The organism is Acidobacteriota bacterium (assembly GCA_039028635.1).
Taxonomy (GTDB): domain Bacteria; phylum Acidobacteriota; class Thermoanaerobaculia; order Multivoradales; family JBCCEF01; genus JBCCEF01.
On the sequence record JBCCHV010000094.1, the window covers coordinates 1 to 15127 of the forward strand.

At 67.0% G+C, this 15127-nt stretch carries 12 protein-coding genes; 7 read left to right on the forward strand and 5 right to left on the reverse strand.

The features are described 5' to 3' along the window. Positions 1-272: 272 nt before the first annotated feature. From AAF604_24000 to AAF604_24015, 4 genes are all read right to left on the reverse strand, one after another. On the reverse strand, positions 273-1751 hold the full coding sequence (locus AAF604_24000) for a sigma 54-interacting transcriptional regulator (GenBank protein MEM7052749.1): 1479 nt from the start codon (positions 1749-1751) through the stop codon (positions 273-275). A gap of 40 nt (positions 1752-1791) precedes the next feature. Further along, positions 1792-4623: an excinuclease ABC subunit UvrA gene (uvrA, locus tag AAF604_24005; GenBank protein ID MEM7052750.1), complete on the reverse strand. Its 2832-nt coding sequence runs from the start codon at positions 4621-4623 to the stop codon at positions 1792-1794. Positions 4624-4768: 145 nt separating this feature from the next. Further along, positions 4769-6223 carry an SGNH/GDSL hydrolase family protein gene (locus AAF604_24010; protein MEM7052751.1) on the reverse strand — a complete coding sequence of 485 codons (1455 nt, stop codon included), beginning with the start codon at positions 6221-6223 and terminating at the stop codon, positions 4769-4771. A gap of 27 nt (positions 6224-6250) precedes the next feature. Beyond that, positions 6251-7549, reverse strand: a complete 1299-nt coding sequence (locus AAF604_24015; protein MEM7052752.1) for an outer membrane protein transport protein — start codon at positions 7547-7549, stop codon at positions 6251-6253. A 217-nt stretch (positions 7550-7766) separates the two neighbouring features. Here AAF604_24015 and AAF604_24020 point away from each other — a divergent pair, with 217 nt between their 5' ends. After that, positions 7767-8270, forward strand: coding sequence for a hypothetical protein (locus AAF604_24020; protein MEM7052753.1), 504 nt, complete (start codon positions 7767-7769; stop codon positions 8268-8270). On the opposite strand, the gene smpB is transcribed toward AAF604_24020, so the two are convergent. After that, entirely contained in the window at positions 8267-8752 is a 486-nt protein-coding gene (gene smpB / locus AAF604_24025; protein ID MEM7052754.1) for an SsrA-binding protein SmpB, read from the reverse strand. The two genes, AAF604_24020 and smpB, sit on opposite strands and share 4 nt — an antisense overlap. Before the next feature lie 217 nt (positions 8753-8969). On the opposite strand from smpB, the gene AAF604_24030 reads away from it, so the two are divergent. The 6 genes from AAF604_24030 to AAF604_24055 all read left to right on the forward strand — a co-directional run bounded on the left by AAF604_24030 (position 8970) and on the right by AAF604_24055 (position 14614). Further along, entirely contained in the window at positions 8970-9515 is a 546-nt protein-coding gene (locus AAF604_24030; protein MEM7052755.1) for a DUF4390 domain-containing protein, read from the forward strand. Between the two features lie 27 nt (positions 9516-9542). Next, positions 9543-11750 (forward strand): ATP-binding protein, encoded by a 2208-nt coding sequence (locus tag AAF604_24035; protein MEM7052756.1) that lies wholly within the window; start codon positions 9543-9545, stop codon positions 11748-11750. Between the two features lie 44 nt (positions 11751-11794). Next, a complete protein-coding gene (locus AAF604_24040; protein MEM7052757.1) occupies positions 11795-12244 on the forward strand; it encodes a GatB/YqeY domain-containing protein in 450 nt (149 codons plus the stop codon). Positions 12245-12253: 9 nt separating this feature from the next. After that, on the forward strand, positions 12254-12973 hold the full coding sequence (locus tag AAF604_24045; GenBank protein ID MEM7052758.1) for a SelB C-terminal domain-containing protein: 720 nt from the start codon (positions 12254-12256) through the stop codon (positions 12971-12973). Between the two features lie 111 nt (positions 12974-13084). Further along, the gene (locus AAF604_24050) at positions 13085-13366 is read left to right on the forward strand and encodes a hypothetical protein (protein ID MEM7052759.1); all 282 of its coding nucleotides are present in this window, start codon (positions 13085-13087) and stop codon (positions 13364-13366) included. Positions 13367-13468: 102 nt separating this feature from the next. Beyond that, entirely contained in the window at positions 13469-14614 is a 1146-nt protein-coding gene (locus tag AAF604_24055; protein MEM7052760.1) for a hypothetical protein, read from the forward strand. The last annotated feature ends 513 nt before the right edge of the window (positions 14615-15127 follow it).

Genomic DNA, 15127 nt, shown 5'->3' on the forward strand with positions numbered 1-15127 from the left:
CAACCAGCTAGCAGCGCTGAAAAAGTCGCGAAGCGGACTTTTTCAGCAGCCTGCTAGCTGGTTGCTGAGAAACTCGAGGATCGCGGAGATTCGGTTCACGAGGGACTCCGAGCCCAGCGGGCGAGGCGGCGGCGCAAGCCGCCGAGGTTGGGGGTGAGACCGCACGACATGTGCGTGCGGGCGAGGGGGGCGCCTTTAGCCCCCCTGGCCGGGCGCCCCTGGAAAAACAGCCGGCGCTGAAGAAGCCGCCACGCGGCTTTTTCAGCAGCTTGCTAGAACCCGCGGCGCTGCAGGGTCTTGCGATCGAGCCCCAGGATGCGCGACGCCGCAGTCTTGTTGCCGCCGGTCATCTGCAGCACCCGCCGGATGTGACGCCGCTCGACGGTCGCAAGATCGAGGGCCTCGGGTCCGCTCTCGGCCGCTTCACTGCCGAGGAAAGAGCGCACCAGCTCGGCATCGACCTCGCCCTCGGCCAGCGACACCGCGCCTTCGACCAGGTTCTGCAGCTCGCGCACGTTGCCCGGAAAGTCATAGGCCATGATCAGGGCCAGGGCATCGGAGCGGAACGGTGGCGGAGCGATGGCCTCGCGCTCGCAGAAGGACTCGGTGAAGTGTCGCACCAGGTGAGGAATGTCCGAGCGCCGCTCGCGCAGCGCCGGCACATCGAGCTCAACGCCCTTGATGCGGTAGTAGAGATCTTCCCGGAAGCTGCCCTGGCGCACCATCGCTTCGAGGTCGCGATGGGTCGCGGCCACCAGACGGACATCCACCGGGATCGCCTTGTGGGAGCCGACCCGCACCACCTCGCGCTCCTGCAGGGCGCGCAACAGCTTGACCTGCACCGCTGGCTGCATGTCGCCGATCTCGTCCAGGAACAAGGTGCCGCCGTCGGCGAGCTCGAGCTTGCCGGGACGGGCCGTGACGCCCGTCGCCACCCCACCCTCGATGCCGAACAGCTCGCTTTCGAGCAGGCTCTCCGGCAAGGCTGCGCAGTTGAGGGCGATCAGCGCTCCCTGGCGCCCGGAGCGATGATGGAGCAGCTTGGTGAGCAGCTCCTTGCCGGTGCCGCTTTCGCCGCGCACCAGCACCGAAACGCCGCGCGGCGCCACCCGCTCGGCGAGCTCGAGGAGGCGCCGCATCGCCGGCGCATGGGCGACGATGCGCTGCCCACCGACCTCGTCCGCCAGGCGACCGCGCAACGCCTTGTTCTCCTCTTCGAGGCGCTGCTGCTGCTGCGCCAGGCGCTCCACCTGGCGCACCGAGTCGAGGGCGACACCGGCGAGGGAGGAAACCGAGTCGAGAAAGCGCCGGTCGTCGTCCGTGAAGGACGGATCGTCGGTGCCGCGGACTTCCTTGTCGATCACCACCAGGAAACCGAGGAAGACGTTGCGGCAGGCCAGCGGCGCCGCCACCAGCTCACCGTAACCGCGCCCCGCCAGGGTGCCGCCGGTGCGACGCAGGAGACGGCCCTCGGCGAGCAGGTCGTGCCAGAGCGGATCCCCCAACAGCGCATCGCCGGAGGGCGGGCCCTCGGCCCAGCCGACGCTCGACAAGGCACGCGACCGGCCGTAGCCGTCGCGCGTCAGGGCGACCGCCGCCGCCGGATCGAGCACCGCGCAAACCCGCTGCAGCAGCTCCTCGACGAGCTCCGCCTCGGGCTGCTGGGCATGGAGCGCCAGCGCCAGGTCGTAGAGCGTCTCGAGCTGGAGGATGCGCCGCTTTTCGGCAAAGCCCGCGGCCGGCATATTCATGAGAGAAGTCTATCGAAGGCCCAAAAAAGCGCCGTAGCCCTCAGGAAGCGGCGGCGCGGCGCGACGCCAAGGCGCGACGCAGGTACTGGCCGGTGTGGCTGTCCTCCACTGCCGCCACCTCTTCGGGAGTGCCAACGGCGACCAAGCGGCCACCGTCCTTACCGCCTTCGGGTCCGAGGTCGATGATGCGATCGGCAATCTTGACGACGTCGAGGTTGTGCTCGATCACCACCACCGTGTTGCCGAGATCGACCAGCCGGTGAATCAGCCGCAGGAGCTTGCCGACATCGTCGAAGTGCAAGCCCGTGGTGGGCTCGTCGAGGAGGTAGAGGGTGCGCCCCGTCGAGCGCTTGCAGAGCTCCCGGGCGAGCTTGACGCGCTGCGCCTCGCCGCCCGAGAGGGTGGTGGCCGGCTGCCCCAGGCGGATGTAGCCGAGGCCGACCTCGTCGAGGGTCTTGAGCACTCGCTCGATGGCCGGGATGTTGCGGAACACCTCGCGGGCCTGCTCGACCGAGAGGTCGAGGATGTCGGCGATGCTCAGGCCCTTGTAGAGCACCGACAGGGTTTCGCGATCGTAGCGCCGGCCGCCGCACACCTCGCAGGTGACGTAGATGTCCGGCAGGAAGTGCATCTCGATCTTGTTCTGGCCGTCGCCCTGGCAGGCCTCGCAGCGGCCACCCTTGACGTTGAAGCTGAAGCGCCCCGGCGCGTAGCCCCGCATGCGCGCCTCCGGCGTCTTCGCCATCAGGTTGCGAATGTGATTGAAGACGTTGGTGTAGGTCGCCGGATTGGAGCGCGGCGTACGGCCGATGGGGCTCTGGTCGATGGCGATCACCTTGTCGAGCTGCTCGAGGCCGCGCAGCTCGCGGTGCTTCCCGGGGCGCTCCGAGGCGCGATAGAAGTGACGCGCCAGGGCCTTGTAGAGGATGTCGTTGACCAGCGTGCTCTTGCCCGAGCCGGAAACTCCGGTGACCACGTTGAGGCAGCCGAGGGCGAAGTCGACGGTCAGGCGCTGAAGGTTGTTGGCCTCCGCTCCCACCACCTTCAGCTTGCCGCTCGCCTGGCGCCGCTGCGGCGGGACCGGCACGTCAAGCTCGCCGCGCAGGTACTTGCCGGTCAGGGAATCGGGATGGGCGGCGACCTCCTCGGGAGTGCCTTCGGCCACCAGCTCGCCACCGTGCAGACCGGCCCCGGGTCCGAGGTCGAGCACCCAGTCGGCTTCCCGGATGGTGTCCTCGTCGTGCTCCACCACCAGCACCGAGTTGCCGAGATCGCGCATCCCCTGGAGGGTGTTGATCAGGCGCGCGTTGTCGCGCTGATGGAGACCGATGGAAGGCTCGTCGAGCACGTAGAGCACCCCCATCAGCTTGCTGCCGATCTGGGTCGCCAGTCGAATGCGTTGGCTTTCGCCACCGGAGAGGGTCGCCGAGGAGCGCTCGAGGTTGAGGTAGCCCACGCCGACATCGCCGAGAAAGCGCAGGCGATCGCGCACTTCCTGCAGCACCTTGCCGGCGATGGCGAGATCGCGGCCATCGAGGGAGAGGCCGGCGACCCAAGCTTCGAGATCGCTCACCGAAAGGCGCCCGAGCTCGTCGATGGAGCGCCCCTCGACCTTCACCGCCAGCGCTTCGGGGCGCAGCCGGCGGCCATCGCAAGCGGTGCAGGTGTGCACCGACATGTATTTTTCGATCTCGGTCCGCACTCCCGCCGAGTCGGTCTCCCGGTAGCGCCGCTCGAGGGTCGGCACCACCCCTTCGAAGCGCCCCTTCCACTTGTAGCTCAGCTTCTTGCTCTCGAGACTGAAGGTCATCTCCTTCTCGCCGCTGCCGTGGAGCACCACCTGGCGCACCTTCTTGGGCAGCTTCTTCCACGGCGTCTTGAGGGAGAAACCCATCGCCTCCGACAGGTTGGCGATCATCTTCATGCGCATCGAGCGCGAGCCCGCCGGCCAGGGCCCGATCGCCCCGGCATCGATCGAGCGATCGACATCGACGATCACCTTGTCTTCGTCGACACCGCTGATCGAGCCCAGCCCGGAGCAGGTCGGACAGGCGCCATAAGGACTGTTGAAGGAGAAAAGCCGAGGCGTGATCTCGGTCAAACCGCCGCCGCAGTCAGAGCAGGAGTAGTTCTGCGACAGGATTTCCTCGCTCCCCCCTTGGGGAGCCAGAACCACCAACCCGTCGGCCACCCGCAGGGCGGTCTCGAGGGAGTCGGCGAGACGCTTTTCGATCCCCGCCTTGACCACCAGGCGATCGATCACGATGTCGATGGTGTGCTTCTTGGCCTTGTCGAGGGCCGGCGGCTCGCCAGAAAGGTCGATCTGCTCACCGTCGATGCGCGCCCGCACAAAGCCCTCCCGGGCCATCTGGGCGAGCTGCTTTTTGTACTCGCCCTTCTTGCCGCGGACGAAGGGCGCATACAGCACCAGCCGCGTCTTCTCCGGCAGAGCCATGATGCGGTCGACCATCTGCTGCACCGTCTGCGGCCGGATCGGCTTGCCGCAGGAAGGGCAATGAGGCACGCCGACGGAGGCATAGAGCAGGCGCAGGTAGTCGTGGATCTCGGTCACCGTGCCGACCGTCGAGCGCGGATTCTTCGACACCGACTTCTGCTCGATGGAGATCGCCGGGCTCAGGCCCTCGATGGCGTCGACGTCCGGTTTCTCCATCTGCTGGAGAAACTGTCGCGCATAGGCCGACAGGGACTCCACGTAGCGCCGCTGGCCTTCGGCGAACAAGGTGTCGAAGGCCAAGCTCGACTTGCCGGAGCCGGAGACCCCGGTCACCACCACCAGGCGGTTGCGGGGAATTTCGAGACTGAGATTTCTGAGGTTGTGCTCGCGGGCGCCGCGAATCCGGATCGAGTCCATGGGGCGCGAACTCTAACAGAGGGCCCCTGACACCCTTTGTCAGGAGCATGTGGGCCAGGGGGTGGGAGCAAGCCGCGTCGAGCGAAGCTCGAGAACGAAAAAGGAGCCCCTGAGGGCTCCCTCGATTGCCCGCGCTGAGCCGACGTCAGGGACGGATGCGCGGTCCCAACACGTCCCGCGGATTGCCCAGCTCCTCGCGCGGACTTCCCGGCACCGGCGAGTCACCGGCGATCGGAACATCACCGACCCGCGGTCGGCGCGGCCTTCGCGGCAGCTCCGGCGGCCGGGCTTCGCCCTTGTGAGTCGACAGCACCTCGAGGAGCTGCTGACCGGCCTCCGGGCTGAAGAACGCCGAGCTCGCCGCCGCCGCCGACTGAATGGTGCCACCGGCCGTCCCCTCGACTCCGAAGATGAAGGGGAAGAGGTCGACTTGCGGGATGCTCGCGCCGTAGTGGTCGTTGATCTCGTCGATGAAGCGGTTGGCGGTCCAGGCGTAGCCGAAGGGCGTCGGATGGACGGCGTCGTAGGAGAAGATGCCGCCGGTCAGGAAGTCGGTGCGATAGAGCAGACCGCCGCCGGCATCGACGCCGTTGGCGGCGACCTCGTCGAACAGACGATTGATCGGCACCAGGGCCGCCCCGAAGTCCGCCGCCGCCTGCCGGATGATGTCGTTGTAGGCCGCCACCCGCGCCGTCAGGAAGGCCACTTCGCCGGCATCGAGCACCGCCTGATCGGGCAGCGGCTGGCCGTTGCCGCCGAGCTGCGCCGGAATACCGAAGCCCTGGGCCAGGAAGCCGCTGGCGGTGAGCAGCACGCGATCGTTGGCCGCCAACGGACCGTTGGGACCGATCAGCGGTACCGGCTGGCCGTTGAGGATCACCGGCTGGCTGGTGTTGGGATCGACCACCACCGGCGGCAAGGTGGTGACGAAGGGAATCGCCGTGACGTTGCCGATGGTGGCCAAAACCAGGTCCGCCCCGACCGCCGCCAGAGTGCCGACGATCTGCCGGTAGTCGGCCCGGAACTGGGCCACCGGCGTCACCGTGACGCCCTCGATCACGATGCCGCTGGTGGCGGCACCGAGGACGTCGTTGTTACCGATCCAGACCGACGCGAAGGTCGGCTGCTGGGCCGCCGCCAGCTCGAGCTGGGTTCCGAGGCCGCGCAGCACCAGGTCGATGATGCCGTTGCCGGTGCGCGAGGTGATGACGTCGTTGACGGTCGCTCCGGGCACGGCCATGTTGTTGTAGGGCGCCGGGAAGCCGAGGTTGAGAGGCGGTCCCGGATTGACCGCCCGGGGAGTGATCACCGGCGCCCCGGGACCGAGGCTCTGGACCGCTAGCAGCGGCGGAATGCCGGGCGCTCCGGCGAGCGGCTGCTCGAAGGCCGGAGCGCCGGCCTGACGGGCGATCAGGGCCGGGTAGCTGTTGACCTGCACATCGCTGAGCAAGCCACTGCTGGCAAAGCCGGCGGTCAGGGAATCGCCAACGGCGACATAGCGGGTGAAGTCGGCACTGCCGGTGTTCTGCGCCCAGGCGGAGCCGGTGGCCAGGAGAAGGGCCGCGGTCACTACCGCGACGAGGAGGCTATTGCGCTTCATGATCGAGATCTCCTTGAGTCATCCGCCCTAGAAGCCGATGGTCAGGCCGAGAAGCCAGGCTTCGTTCTGGTAGGTACCGAAGAAATCGCTCTCGCCGGCAAAGCTGCGCGCCCGAGTGCGCTCGTCGAAGTCGAGGTACATCAGGGCGATATCGAACTCTCGCTTGTTGCCCTCGAAGCCGTAGCCGATGGTGAAGCCGTTGCGGTCGGCATCGGGCAGCAGCGGGCTGACGCTCTCCTCCGGCTGCGGCGTCTCGTCGAAGACGTAGCCGAAGCGCCACTGGCGGCCCTGGCCGCGATCCCAGGCGATGCCGAGGCGGTAATTGAAGACGTCGTCCCACTTCTGCTCGCGGGTGGTGTCCGGCAGGTCGTCGTTGACGAAGTCGATGGTGAGCTCCTCGAAGGAGCTCCAGCCGGTCCAGTTGACGTCCGTCTCGACGGTGACGTTCTCGGTCAAGCCGAAGGCGAAGCCGAGGCTCGCCATCTGCGGAAACTCGAGCTCCGCCTCCACCGGGAGATCCTGGTCGAAGGGCAGCAAGCCGGCCACTGCGGTGTCGAAGGGAGTGCCGGTGAAGCGCTGCCGGAGGACGCCGTCGCCACCGTAGTCGACATCGACGCTGCTGCGGTAGGAGAGGCCCCACGAGAAGTACTCACCGACTTTGTGCAGCAAGCCGAGATTGAAGCCGAAACCGCTCTCGAGGTCGGTCTCGAGCTTGAGAACTCCGACATCCGCAAAGCCCAGGGTCAGAGGATTGAAGGCCGCCACGTGCTGGTCGAGCTGAACGTCCGTGAAGCGCCCCACCAAGCCGATCCCGATGCCGAGGCGGTCGCTCGCCTGCCAGGCGATGCTGGGGTTGACGTCGACGGCACGCAGCGCCGCCCGACGGCTGACAAAGCGACCCGGGAAGTCCTCGTCCCACTCGGTGGTCAAGCCGAAGGGTGCGTTCACTCCGAGGCCGAAGGTCACCCGGTCGTTGATCGGCCGCACCCAATAGGCATGGGGCGGCACCGCCGAGAGGGTTTCCTGCTCGGCCGTCACGCTCGGTCCCGGAAAGGGCGCGGCTCCTTGGTAGGTCGCGTCGGCACCGTAGATGTAGGTCAAGCCGACCGCGAAGTCCTGCTCTTTTTGAAAGGCCAGGCCGGCCACATTGTGAAACATGGCCGAGGGATCATCGGCTTGGGCGGTGTAAGCACCGGCCATACCCATCGCCTTGGTCCCCTGCTCGAAGATGCCAAATCCCGCGCCGAATGCGGGGCCGGTCAGCAGAGCGCTTACCGCCACCGCCGAGATAAAACGAATCGCGGGCCTGTTGGATCTCCTGCTCATCCCTGACTCCTCTTGTTGCCGAATCGAACGTGAATCGTGCCCAGGAACCCCTTCCCTGCGCCGGAGACTGATTGCCTCGGGCAACATCCAGGCACCTGGGTGGCGAGCCATCACAGTAGTCGAGAAAACCTGAATTTGTCAACGTTTACGGCGCTTTTCGCCGCTCTGAGGCGAAGCCGCTGGAAGCTGCTAGAGTTGTCCCACTGGAGGAATGACCATGCAGTTCGAACATGATGTGCAGCGCGAAACCCACGCCCGAGTCGAAGACTACTTGCCGGACTTCTTCGAAGACCCCTTTCATGATCAAGAAAACGGTCACTTCTACGTCCGCTACGGAAGCACCGTCCTCGAGATCTCCGTCGACGCCTACGGCCCGCAGGAGGCGGTGGTCAAGATCACCTCCTACTGCGTGCAGAATGCCGAGATCTCGGCCAAGCTGACCGCCGAGCTGCTGGCCCTCAACCACGACCTCGCCTTCGGCGCCTTCTCGATGATCGGGCGCGACGTCTTCTTCTCGCATTCGATCTTCGGCCGCGACATGAACGCCCGCCGTCTGCTCGACGCCATCGCCGCGGTGGCCAATGTCGCCGACGAGTACGACGATCTGCTGGCGGCCAAGTACGGCGGCACCACCGCCCTCGAGCGCATCCAGCAAACGGGAGGTCGCAGCCAGCGCCGTCAGCAGCAAGACGACGACCTCGAGTCGACCTTGCCCTCCTAGCCCTTGATCGCCGCTTCGGCCTCGCGGTCGAGGATGCGCTGCTTGATCGCCTCGCGCTTGTCGTAGTGCTTCTTGCCCTGAGCGAGGGCGATCTCGAGCTTGATCCAGTTGCCTTTGAGGTAGAGGGCGAGGGGAATCGCCGTCTGTCCCTTCATCAGGGTGCGACCGTAAACGCGGTCGATCTCGCGTCGCGACAGCAGCAGCTTGCGGTCGCGCTCCACCGGGTGGTTGAGGCGGTTGCCGTGACTGTAGGGACTGATGTGGGCCCCGATCAACCAGGCCTCGCCGTTGCGCACCTCGATATAGGAGTCCTTGAGCTGCACCAGGCCGGCCCGGGCCGCCTTGACCTCGGTGCCGCTGAGCACCAGGCCGGCCTCGAGCTTCTCGAGAATCTCGTAGTCGTGACGGGCTCGCCGGTTGCGCGCCAGAATCTGGCGATCCCCTTCCTTTCCCGGCTTCTTTTTTCCCTTCCCGGAGGCCATCAGCCCCTCCTTTCGAGACCGCCGAGCATACTGCACTGCCGGCACCGCCGATGGTGCCACGGCAGCGGCTTTCCGCTCTGCCGACGCCGCGGGGGTGCCCCACGGGCCCCCGGGGACAGCGATCTATCCACCTCAACCTGCTAGACTTTTGGCTCCTATGAAGGACTCGAATCGACGACTCGCCGGACCTTGGCACACGGCCCTCGGACGACTTGCCGTGGTCGCACTGATCTGTCTCGCCACGGCCCCTTCCGGGGCCGCCGACGAGGCTTCCATCTCCTACTTGACAGTCGAGGTCGACGGCAATCGGGCGATCCTCGACTTCCACCTCGCCAACGCCTTCGACGAGCGCTTCCTGGAGCGCTTGCGCAGTGGTTTGCCGACCGGCTTCGTCTATCAGATGGAGCTGCTCAAGGATCGCAAGCGCTGGTACGACCGGCCGCTGCGCCGCAACAGCCTGCAGGTGGTGGCGATGTACGACGCCGTGTCGCGCGAGTACCTGGTCAACACCAAGCTCGACGGCAAGCTGGTGGAAAGCCGCATGGTCAAGGAACTCGAGGACCTCGAAGACGAGATGACTAAAGTCTTCGACCTGCCGGCCTTCGCCCTCGACAACCTGCCGCGTTCCTGGCGCTTGCTGGTGCGGGTGCGGGCCGAGCTGGGCTCGAAGACCATCCTGTCGATCATCCCCTCGACCATTCATACGGATTGGCGCGAATCGCGCAAATTCCGCACCAAGAACGTCCTGGCAGACGGCGCCTAGAGGAGCCGGCTGGCCCCCGCCCCGGACATGGATCTCAAAGAACAGCTGCGACGCCACCGCAACGACACCCGCCTGGTGGTCGGTGGCCTGATCCTGCTGTTGCTGCTGTTCACCGGCGTGCTCTATTTCTTCCAGAGCAGCCGCGACCTGCCGTCCTTCCTGATCAACAACCAGGTGCTGCTGTTCGTTCTCTGGTACGTCGACATCATCCTGATCCTGGTGATCGTCTTCGTCCTGCTGCGCAATCTGTACAAGGTGATGGTCGAGCGCCACCACCGGATTCTGGGCTCGAAGTTCAAGGTCAAGCTGGTGCTGACCTTCATCGGCCTGTCCCTGATCCCCGTCCTGCTGCTCTTCGCCATCGCCACGGAGCTGCTCCAGGGGTCCGTCGATCGCTGGTTCTCGGCGCCGGTGCGGGATGTCCTGGAGCAGGGCGCGTCGGTCGCCGAAGAGCTCATCGACCGGATCGAGCAGAGCACCCTCAAGGACGCCTCGCTGCTGCTCGACGACATCGCCGATGTCGACCTCGCGGAGCCTCAGGAGCGTCCCGAGCTCGGTCGGCTGCTGCGCGAGCGCCTGGCCGAAACCGACCTCGCCCTGGTGGCGGTCTACGAGGATTCCGTCTTCATCCATGCCGCCCTCGATCCTCAGGCCGGCATCGTCGATCTGCCGGAGCCCCCCTCGGGATTTCTCGGCGACGCCGCCGCCACCGGCTGGGCGATTCGGGTCGGGCAGCTCCCAGGACAGCAGAGCCGCCTCATCCTGGCCGCCGCCGCGGCACCGCCACGGGAGGGCCAAGACGACCAGGCCCGCGCCATCGTGGTGGCCGGCACCGTTCTCGCCCCGTCCCTGGCGGACAAGAGCGAGCGCCTGCTGGAGGCCTTCCAGTCCTACAAGCAGCTCGAGGTACAGCGCGAAGATCTCAAGGCCAGCCACCTGCTGACCTTCCTGATGGTGACCCTACTCATCCTGCTGGCGTCCTCCTGGGTAGGCCTTTATCTCGCCCGCCGGGTGACCATCCCGATCCAGGCCCTGGCCGACGGTACCCGCCGCATCAGCCTCGGCGATCTCGATCACCAGGTGGAGGTGGCGGCCGACGACGAGCTCGGCGTGCTGGTCGACTCCTTCAACCGCATGACCCAGGAGCTGAAGCGCAACAAGGAGGTCATCGAGCACAGCAACCGCGAGCTGATCGCCGCCAACGAGCGCCTCGCCGACGAGCGTGCCCTGATCGAGGCGGTGCTCGAGAACGTCGCCGCCGGCGTCATCTCGATCGACGCCGGCGGCCGCATCTTCACCTGCAACGGCGCCGCCCTCGAGATGCTGCGCCAGCGCGAGGGCGAGGTCGTCGGCCAGGCCGCCGCCGACGCCTGGCGCGACCCGGAGCGCCGCAAGCTGGCGGATCTGCTGAGTGAGGAGCTCGACCACGGCCGGCTCAGCCAGGAGCTCCACCTGGTGCTCGGCGGCGAGTGGAAGACCTTCGACGCCAAGGTGACCGCCATGCACGATGGCAATGAAGGGGAGTCGGGACGGGTGATCGTGCTCGAAGACCTCACCGAGCTGATCAAAGCCCAGCAGCTCGCCGCCTGGAACGAAGCCGCCCGCCGCATCGCCCACGAGATCAAGAATCCGCTGACCCCGATCAAGCTCTCCGCCGAGCGGCTTCTGCACAAGTACCGCCAGCAGGACCCCGGCCTCGGCGAGGCCCTCGAGCAGGGAGTCGAGCTGATCACCCGCGAGGTGGCCTCGATGCAGGCGATGGTCGACGAGTTCTCGCGCTACGCCCGCATGCCCGGTCCGCGGCCCCAGGCGGTGGACATGCGCCAGCTGATTCAGGAGACGCTCCACCTGTACCGCGATCTCAAACCGGGAGTGGCGGTGCGCGGCAAGATCGCGGCGGACTTGCCGACGGTGCAGCTCGACAGCGAGCAGATCAAGCGCGCCCTGATCAACCTGATCGACAATGCCCTTGAAGCCACCGAAGCCCCGGGCGTGGTCGAGATCTCGGCGCAACGCCAGAATGGCTCCCTACAGCTCCTGATCGCCGACAGCGGGCGCGGAGTACCGGTGGAGGCGCGCGGCAAGCTCTTCTTGCCCCACTTCTCCACCAAGGGCCGCGGCACCGGTCTCGGCCTGGCCATCGTGCACCGCATCATCACCGAGCATCACGGCACCATCCGCGTCGAGGACAACCGTCCCCGCGGCACCGTCTTCACGATCGATCTGCCGGCCTGACTGGGGCCAGCGAAAGGCCCCCGGCGCCCTCTATAATCGGCCCCATGAGCACACCCCGAGAGCAGGTCCAGGAAGATCTCAAGGACGCCCTCCGCAGCGGCGAGAAGGAGCGCCTCGGAACCCTCCGTATGCTGCTGACGGAGATCAAGAACGAGGCCATCAGGCGCGGCGACGAAGTCGACGACGAAGGTTTCACGGCGCTGCTGCGCAAGGGCATCAAGCAGCGTCGCGAAGCGGCCGAGCAATATCGCAAGGGCGGACGCGCCGAGCTCGCCGACAAGGAGGAGCGCGAGATCGGTCACCTCGAGGTCTACCTGCCGGAGCAGGCCGGCGAGGAAGAGATCCGCAAGGTCATCACCGAGATCATCGCCGCCGGCGATCTGGCCGGCCCGAAGGCGATGGGGGTGGTGATGAAGGAAACCCTGGCACGCCTCGGTTCGCGCGCCGACGGCGGCACCGTCAGCAAGCTGGCGCGCGAGATACTCAACGGCTGAGCCGCGGCGGTGATCTCCGACCGCGATCTGCTGGCCCGAGCCCGCGACGCCGGCCTCGCCGGGCTCACCCCCGACGCCTCCAACCTGCGCGCAAGCGGCCTCGACCCGGCGGGCCTCGAGCAACGGCTCGAGGCCCTGGCGGCGGACGGCCGGCTCCTGGCCCTGCCGGTGACGCCACCGGTGTGGATTTCACCTGGCGTTTGGATCGAGCTGGCGCAGCGCTTGGGGTCGGCGAAATCGGCCCCTCTCGACCTCGCCGACCGGCTGCCGCCGGAGGCACGCCATCTCGTCGGCGCTTATGCGGCGCTCTACCGCGGCACGACCGCCCGCAAGCCCCGGGAGCGGCTGGCGCAGCGCGTGCTCGAAGCCTATGAGGCCGCCGGCCTGACCCCGCCGGCACCCAGCGTCATGGCGCGCCGCAGCGGCCACAAGCCGGAGGTGGCGGCGGGCCTGGTAGAGGCCCTGATCGAAAGCGGAGAGCTCACCCGTCTGCCCGACGACCTGGTGGTGGCGAGCCGCGCCATCGCGGACCTCGTCGAACGCCTCCGAGCTTCGCCGCTGGATAATTTCCGGGTTTCCGAGTTCACCGCCTGGAGCGGCCTCAGCCGCAAGTGGGCCGTGCCACTCCTCGAGCATCTCGACCAGCACCGGGTCACCCGACGCGAAGGGTCGTTGCGCAAGGTCCGGCGCCAGGGCGCAGACCAGTCTCCTACGGGGCCGAAGCCGTAATTGCTGGTAGGGCCTCCACCTCGAGGCCAGGCCAAGGACGCGAGCCTGTCATGCTAGACTGACATGCAGACTCGCCTCGCTGACTGGATTGCATCCTGGAGGAAACTAGCGATGCTGAAGAAGTTGCTCCCCAAGCTCGTCCTACTGACATCCGCCGCCCTACTCCTCTCCCTGCCCATCCTCGCGACGCCGACCGCCGATTCGGGAGTCTCGTCGACGGACCGGGCAGAAAGCCGCATCGAGCGTGAGCAGCCCCTCGATGTCCTGGAGTCGATCGAGGTCATCTGGGACTGGGTCCGCTCGTCGATCATCGGCAAGAAGGGTGCCCCCAAGGATTCCCCGGGCTCGGGCATCGACCCCAACGGCGGCCAAGCCGACAAGCCCGAGCACTGATCCGGCTCGCCGACGTGCCAACCGTAAACCCTGAACGCTGGTGGTCGTACTACCCGTTAGAACCGGTCCGTTGAAACTTCTTTGCGCCCGTTCCTACGATAGATGACGACCGCGACGCCAGAGCCCGAAGTCCCGCGCACTGTTCCCGATCCCGGGGAGCAAGGACGCAGTCTTCTTCTTGAGCTCTCGTCTCGTTCTGCACCGCTTCGGCTGCAGCAGATCCAGAAGGATCCCAAGTTCCACCGCTGGGCGCTCGCCGAGACCCTTCTCGAAGAAGCCGGCTCGAGCATTTTCGATGACGTCGAGGGCGCTCTGGCCCTCACCGAGCTCGCGGTCGCGGTGTCCGAGGCCTTACCCGTCGACCGCCACGGCCCCAGCCTAACCTGCGATCTGCGAGCCCGTTGCTGGGCCCGCTACGGCAACGCCCAGCGGGTCCATGGCGACCCTCTGAGCGCCGAGCAGGCCTTCGGCAAGGCCCATAGCTTCCTCCGCCGCGGCACCGGCAAGCCGCTGCTGGCGGCGCGCGTCGCCGAGCTCGAGGCTTCCCTCCTCAAGGACCAACAGCGCTTTCCGGAAGCTCATCGGCGCCTCGACGAGGCGATCGAGGTCTACCGCCAGTCCCGCACTCGTTCGAGCCTGGGACGTGCGCTGGTGGTCAAGGGCAGCTTCCTGCTCTTCGAAGACCGTCCCGAGAGCGCCCTCCGGGCCCTGCGCGAAGCCGTGCCCCTGCTGCGCCCGGAAAAAGACGTGCGCACCTTCGTGCTGTGCGCCTACAACATCATCAATGCCCTCAACCGCACCGGCTACAGCATCGCCGCCCACGCTCTGGTCGCCGACATACGGCGCCTCTTCGAGCGCCTCGGCGACAGCATCAATCTGCTGCGCCTCGACTGGCTGGTGGCGGAGATCAACCTCGAGCTCGGTCGGCACCGCCAGGCCGAAGAAGGGCTGCGCCAGGTTCGACAGGGTTTCCTCGAGCGCGGTATGGCCTACGATGCGGCGCTCCTTTCCCTCGACCTCGCCGCCCTATACCTCGAGTCCGGCGACCCGTTCCGCATGCAGGGCCTGGTCGAGGAGATGCTGCCCATCTTCCAGGCCCGCTCGCTCCATCAGGGGATGATCACGGCGCTCATCCTGTTCCGCGAATCGGTCGCCCTGCGTCAGGCCGACGCCGCCCTCGTACGCGAGGTCGCCACCTACCTGCGCCAAGCCCGGCGCGACCGCACCCTGAGATTCCGCCCGAGCTAGCAGGCTGCTGAAAAAGCCGCGTGGCGGCTTCTTCAGCGCCTGCTGTTTGTTTCAGGGGCGCCCGGCCAGGGGGGCTAAAGGCGCCCCCCTCAGGCCTGCGCGGCCCGGCGACGCACATGTCGTGCGCCTTCACCCCCGTCCAGGGCGGCCCCGTCCTCGGCGGCTTTGCCGCCGCCTCGTCGCGGGCGGCCAGCCCCTCGGGCTCGGAAGCTCTTGAAGACCAAAGATGCTCCCAGTCAAGAGTTTTTCAGCAGGCTGCTGAAAAAGTCCGCTTTGCGGATTTTCCAGCGCTGCTAGCTGTTTTTCAGAGAGGGGCTACGCGTCCCGGGCTGAGCGCCCCTCTCCGGCCCAAGAAGCGTGGTTCTTGGGCCTCCTCTCCCGTCGCGGGGGGGGAAACCCCCCGGCCCCCCGGTAGGGGGCCGGGGGCGGCGGGGCCTTTTGGAGACCCCGAACCAGGACCAGCAAGTTAATCTGGGCGCAATGCGCCCCGGCCGGCCGGCGGCGCCCCGCCCC

What these genes read in the sequence shown, in the direction of transcription:
- AAF604_24000 (MEM7052749.1), bottom strand. Translation starts at nt 1,751, where the DNA reads ATGAATATGCCGGCCGCGGGCTTTGCCGAAAAGCGGCGCATCCTCCAG.
- uvrA (MEM7052750.1), bottom strand. Translation starts at nt 4,623, where the DNA reads ATGGACTCGATCCGGATTCGCGGCGCCCGCGAGCACAACCTCAGAAAT.
- AAF604_24010 (MEM7052751.1), bottom strand. Translation starts at nt 6,223, where the DNA reads ATGAAGCGCAATAGCCTCCTCGTCGCGGTAGTGACCGCGGCCCTTCTC.
- AAF604_24015 (MEM7052752.1), bottom strand. Translation starts at nt 7,549, where the DNA reads ATGAGCAGGAGATCCAACAGGCCCGCGATTCGTTTTATCTCGGCGGTG.
- AAF604_24020 (MEM7052753.1), top strand. Translation starts at nt 7,767, where the DNA reads ATGCAGTTCGAACATGATGTGCAGCGCGAAACCCACGCCCGAGTCGAA.
- smpB (MEM7052754.1), bottom strand. Translation starts at nt 8,752, where the DNA reads ATGGCCTCCGGGAAGGGAAAAAAGAAGCCGGGAAAGGAAGGGGATCGC.
- AAF604_24035 (MEM7052756.1), top strand. Translation starts at nt 9,543, where the DNA reads ATGGATCTCAAAGAACAGCTGCGACGCCACCGCAACGACACCCGCCTG.
- AAF604_24040 (MEM7052757.1), top strand. Translation starts at nt 11,795, where the DNA reads ATGAGCACACCCCGAGAGCAGGTCCAGGAAGATCTCAAGGACGCCCTC.
- AAF604_24050 (MEM7052759.1), top strand. Translation starts at nt 13,085, where the DNA reads ATGCTGAAGAAGTTGCTCCCCAAGCTCGTCCTACTGACATCCGCCGCC.
- AAF604_24055 (MEM7052760.1), top strand. Translation starts at nt 13,469, where the DNA reads ATGACGACCGCGACGCCAGAGCCCGAAGTCCCGCGCACTGTTCCCGAT.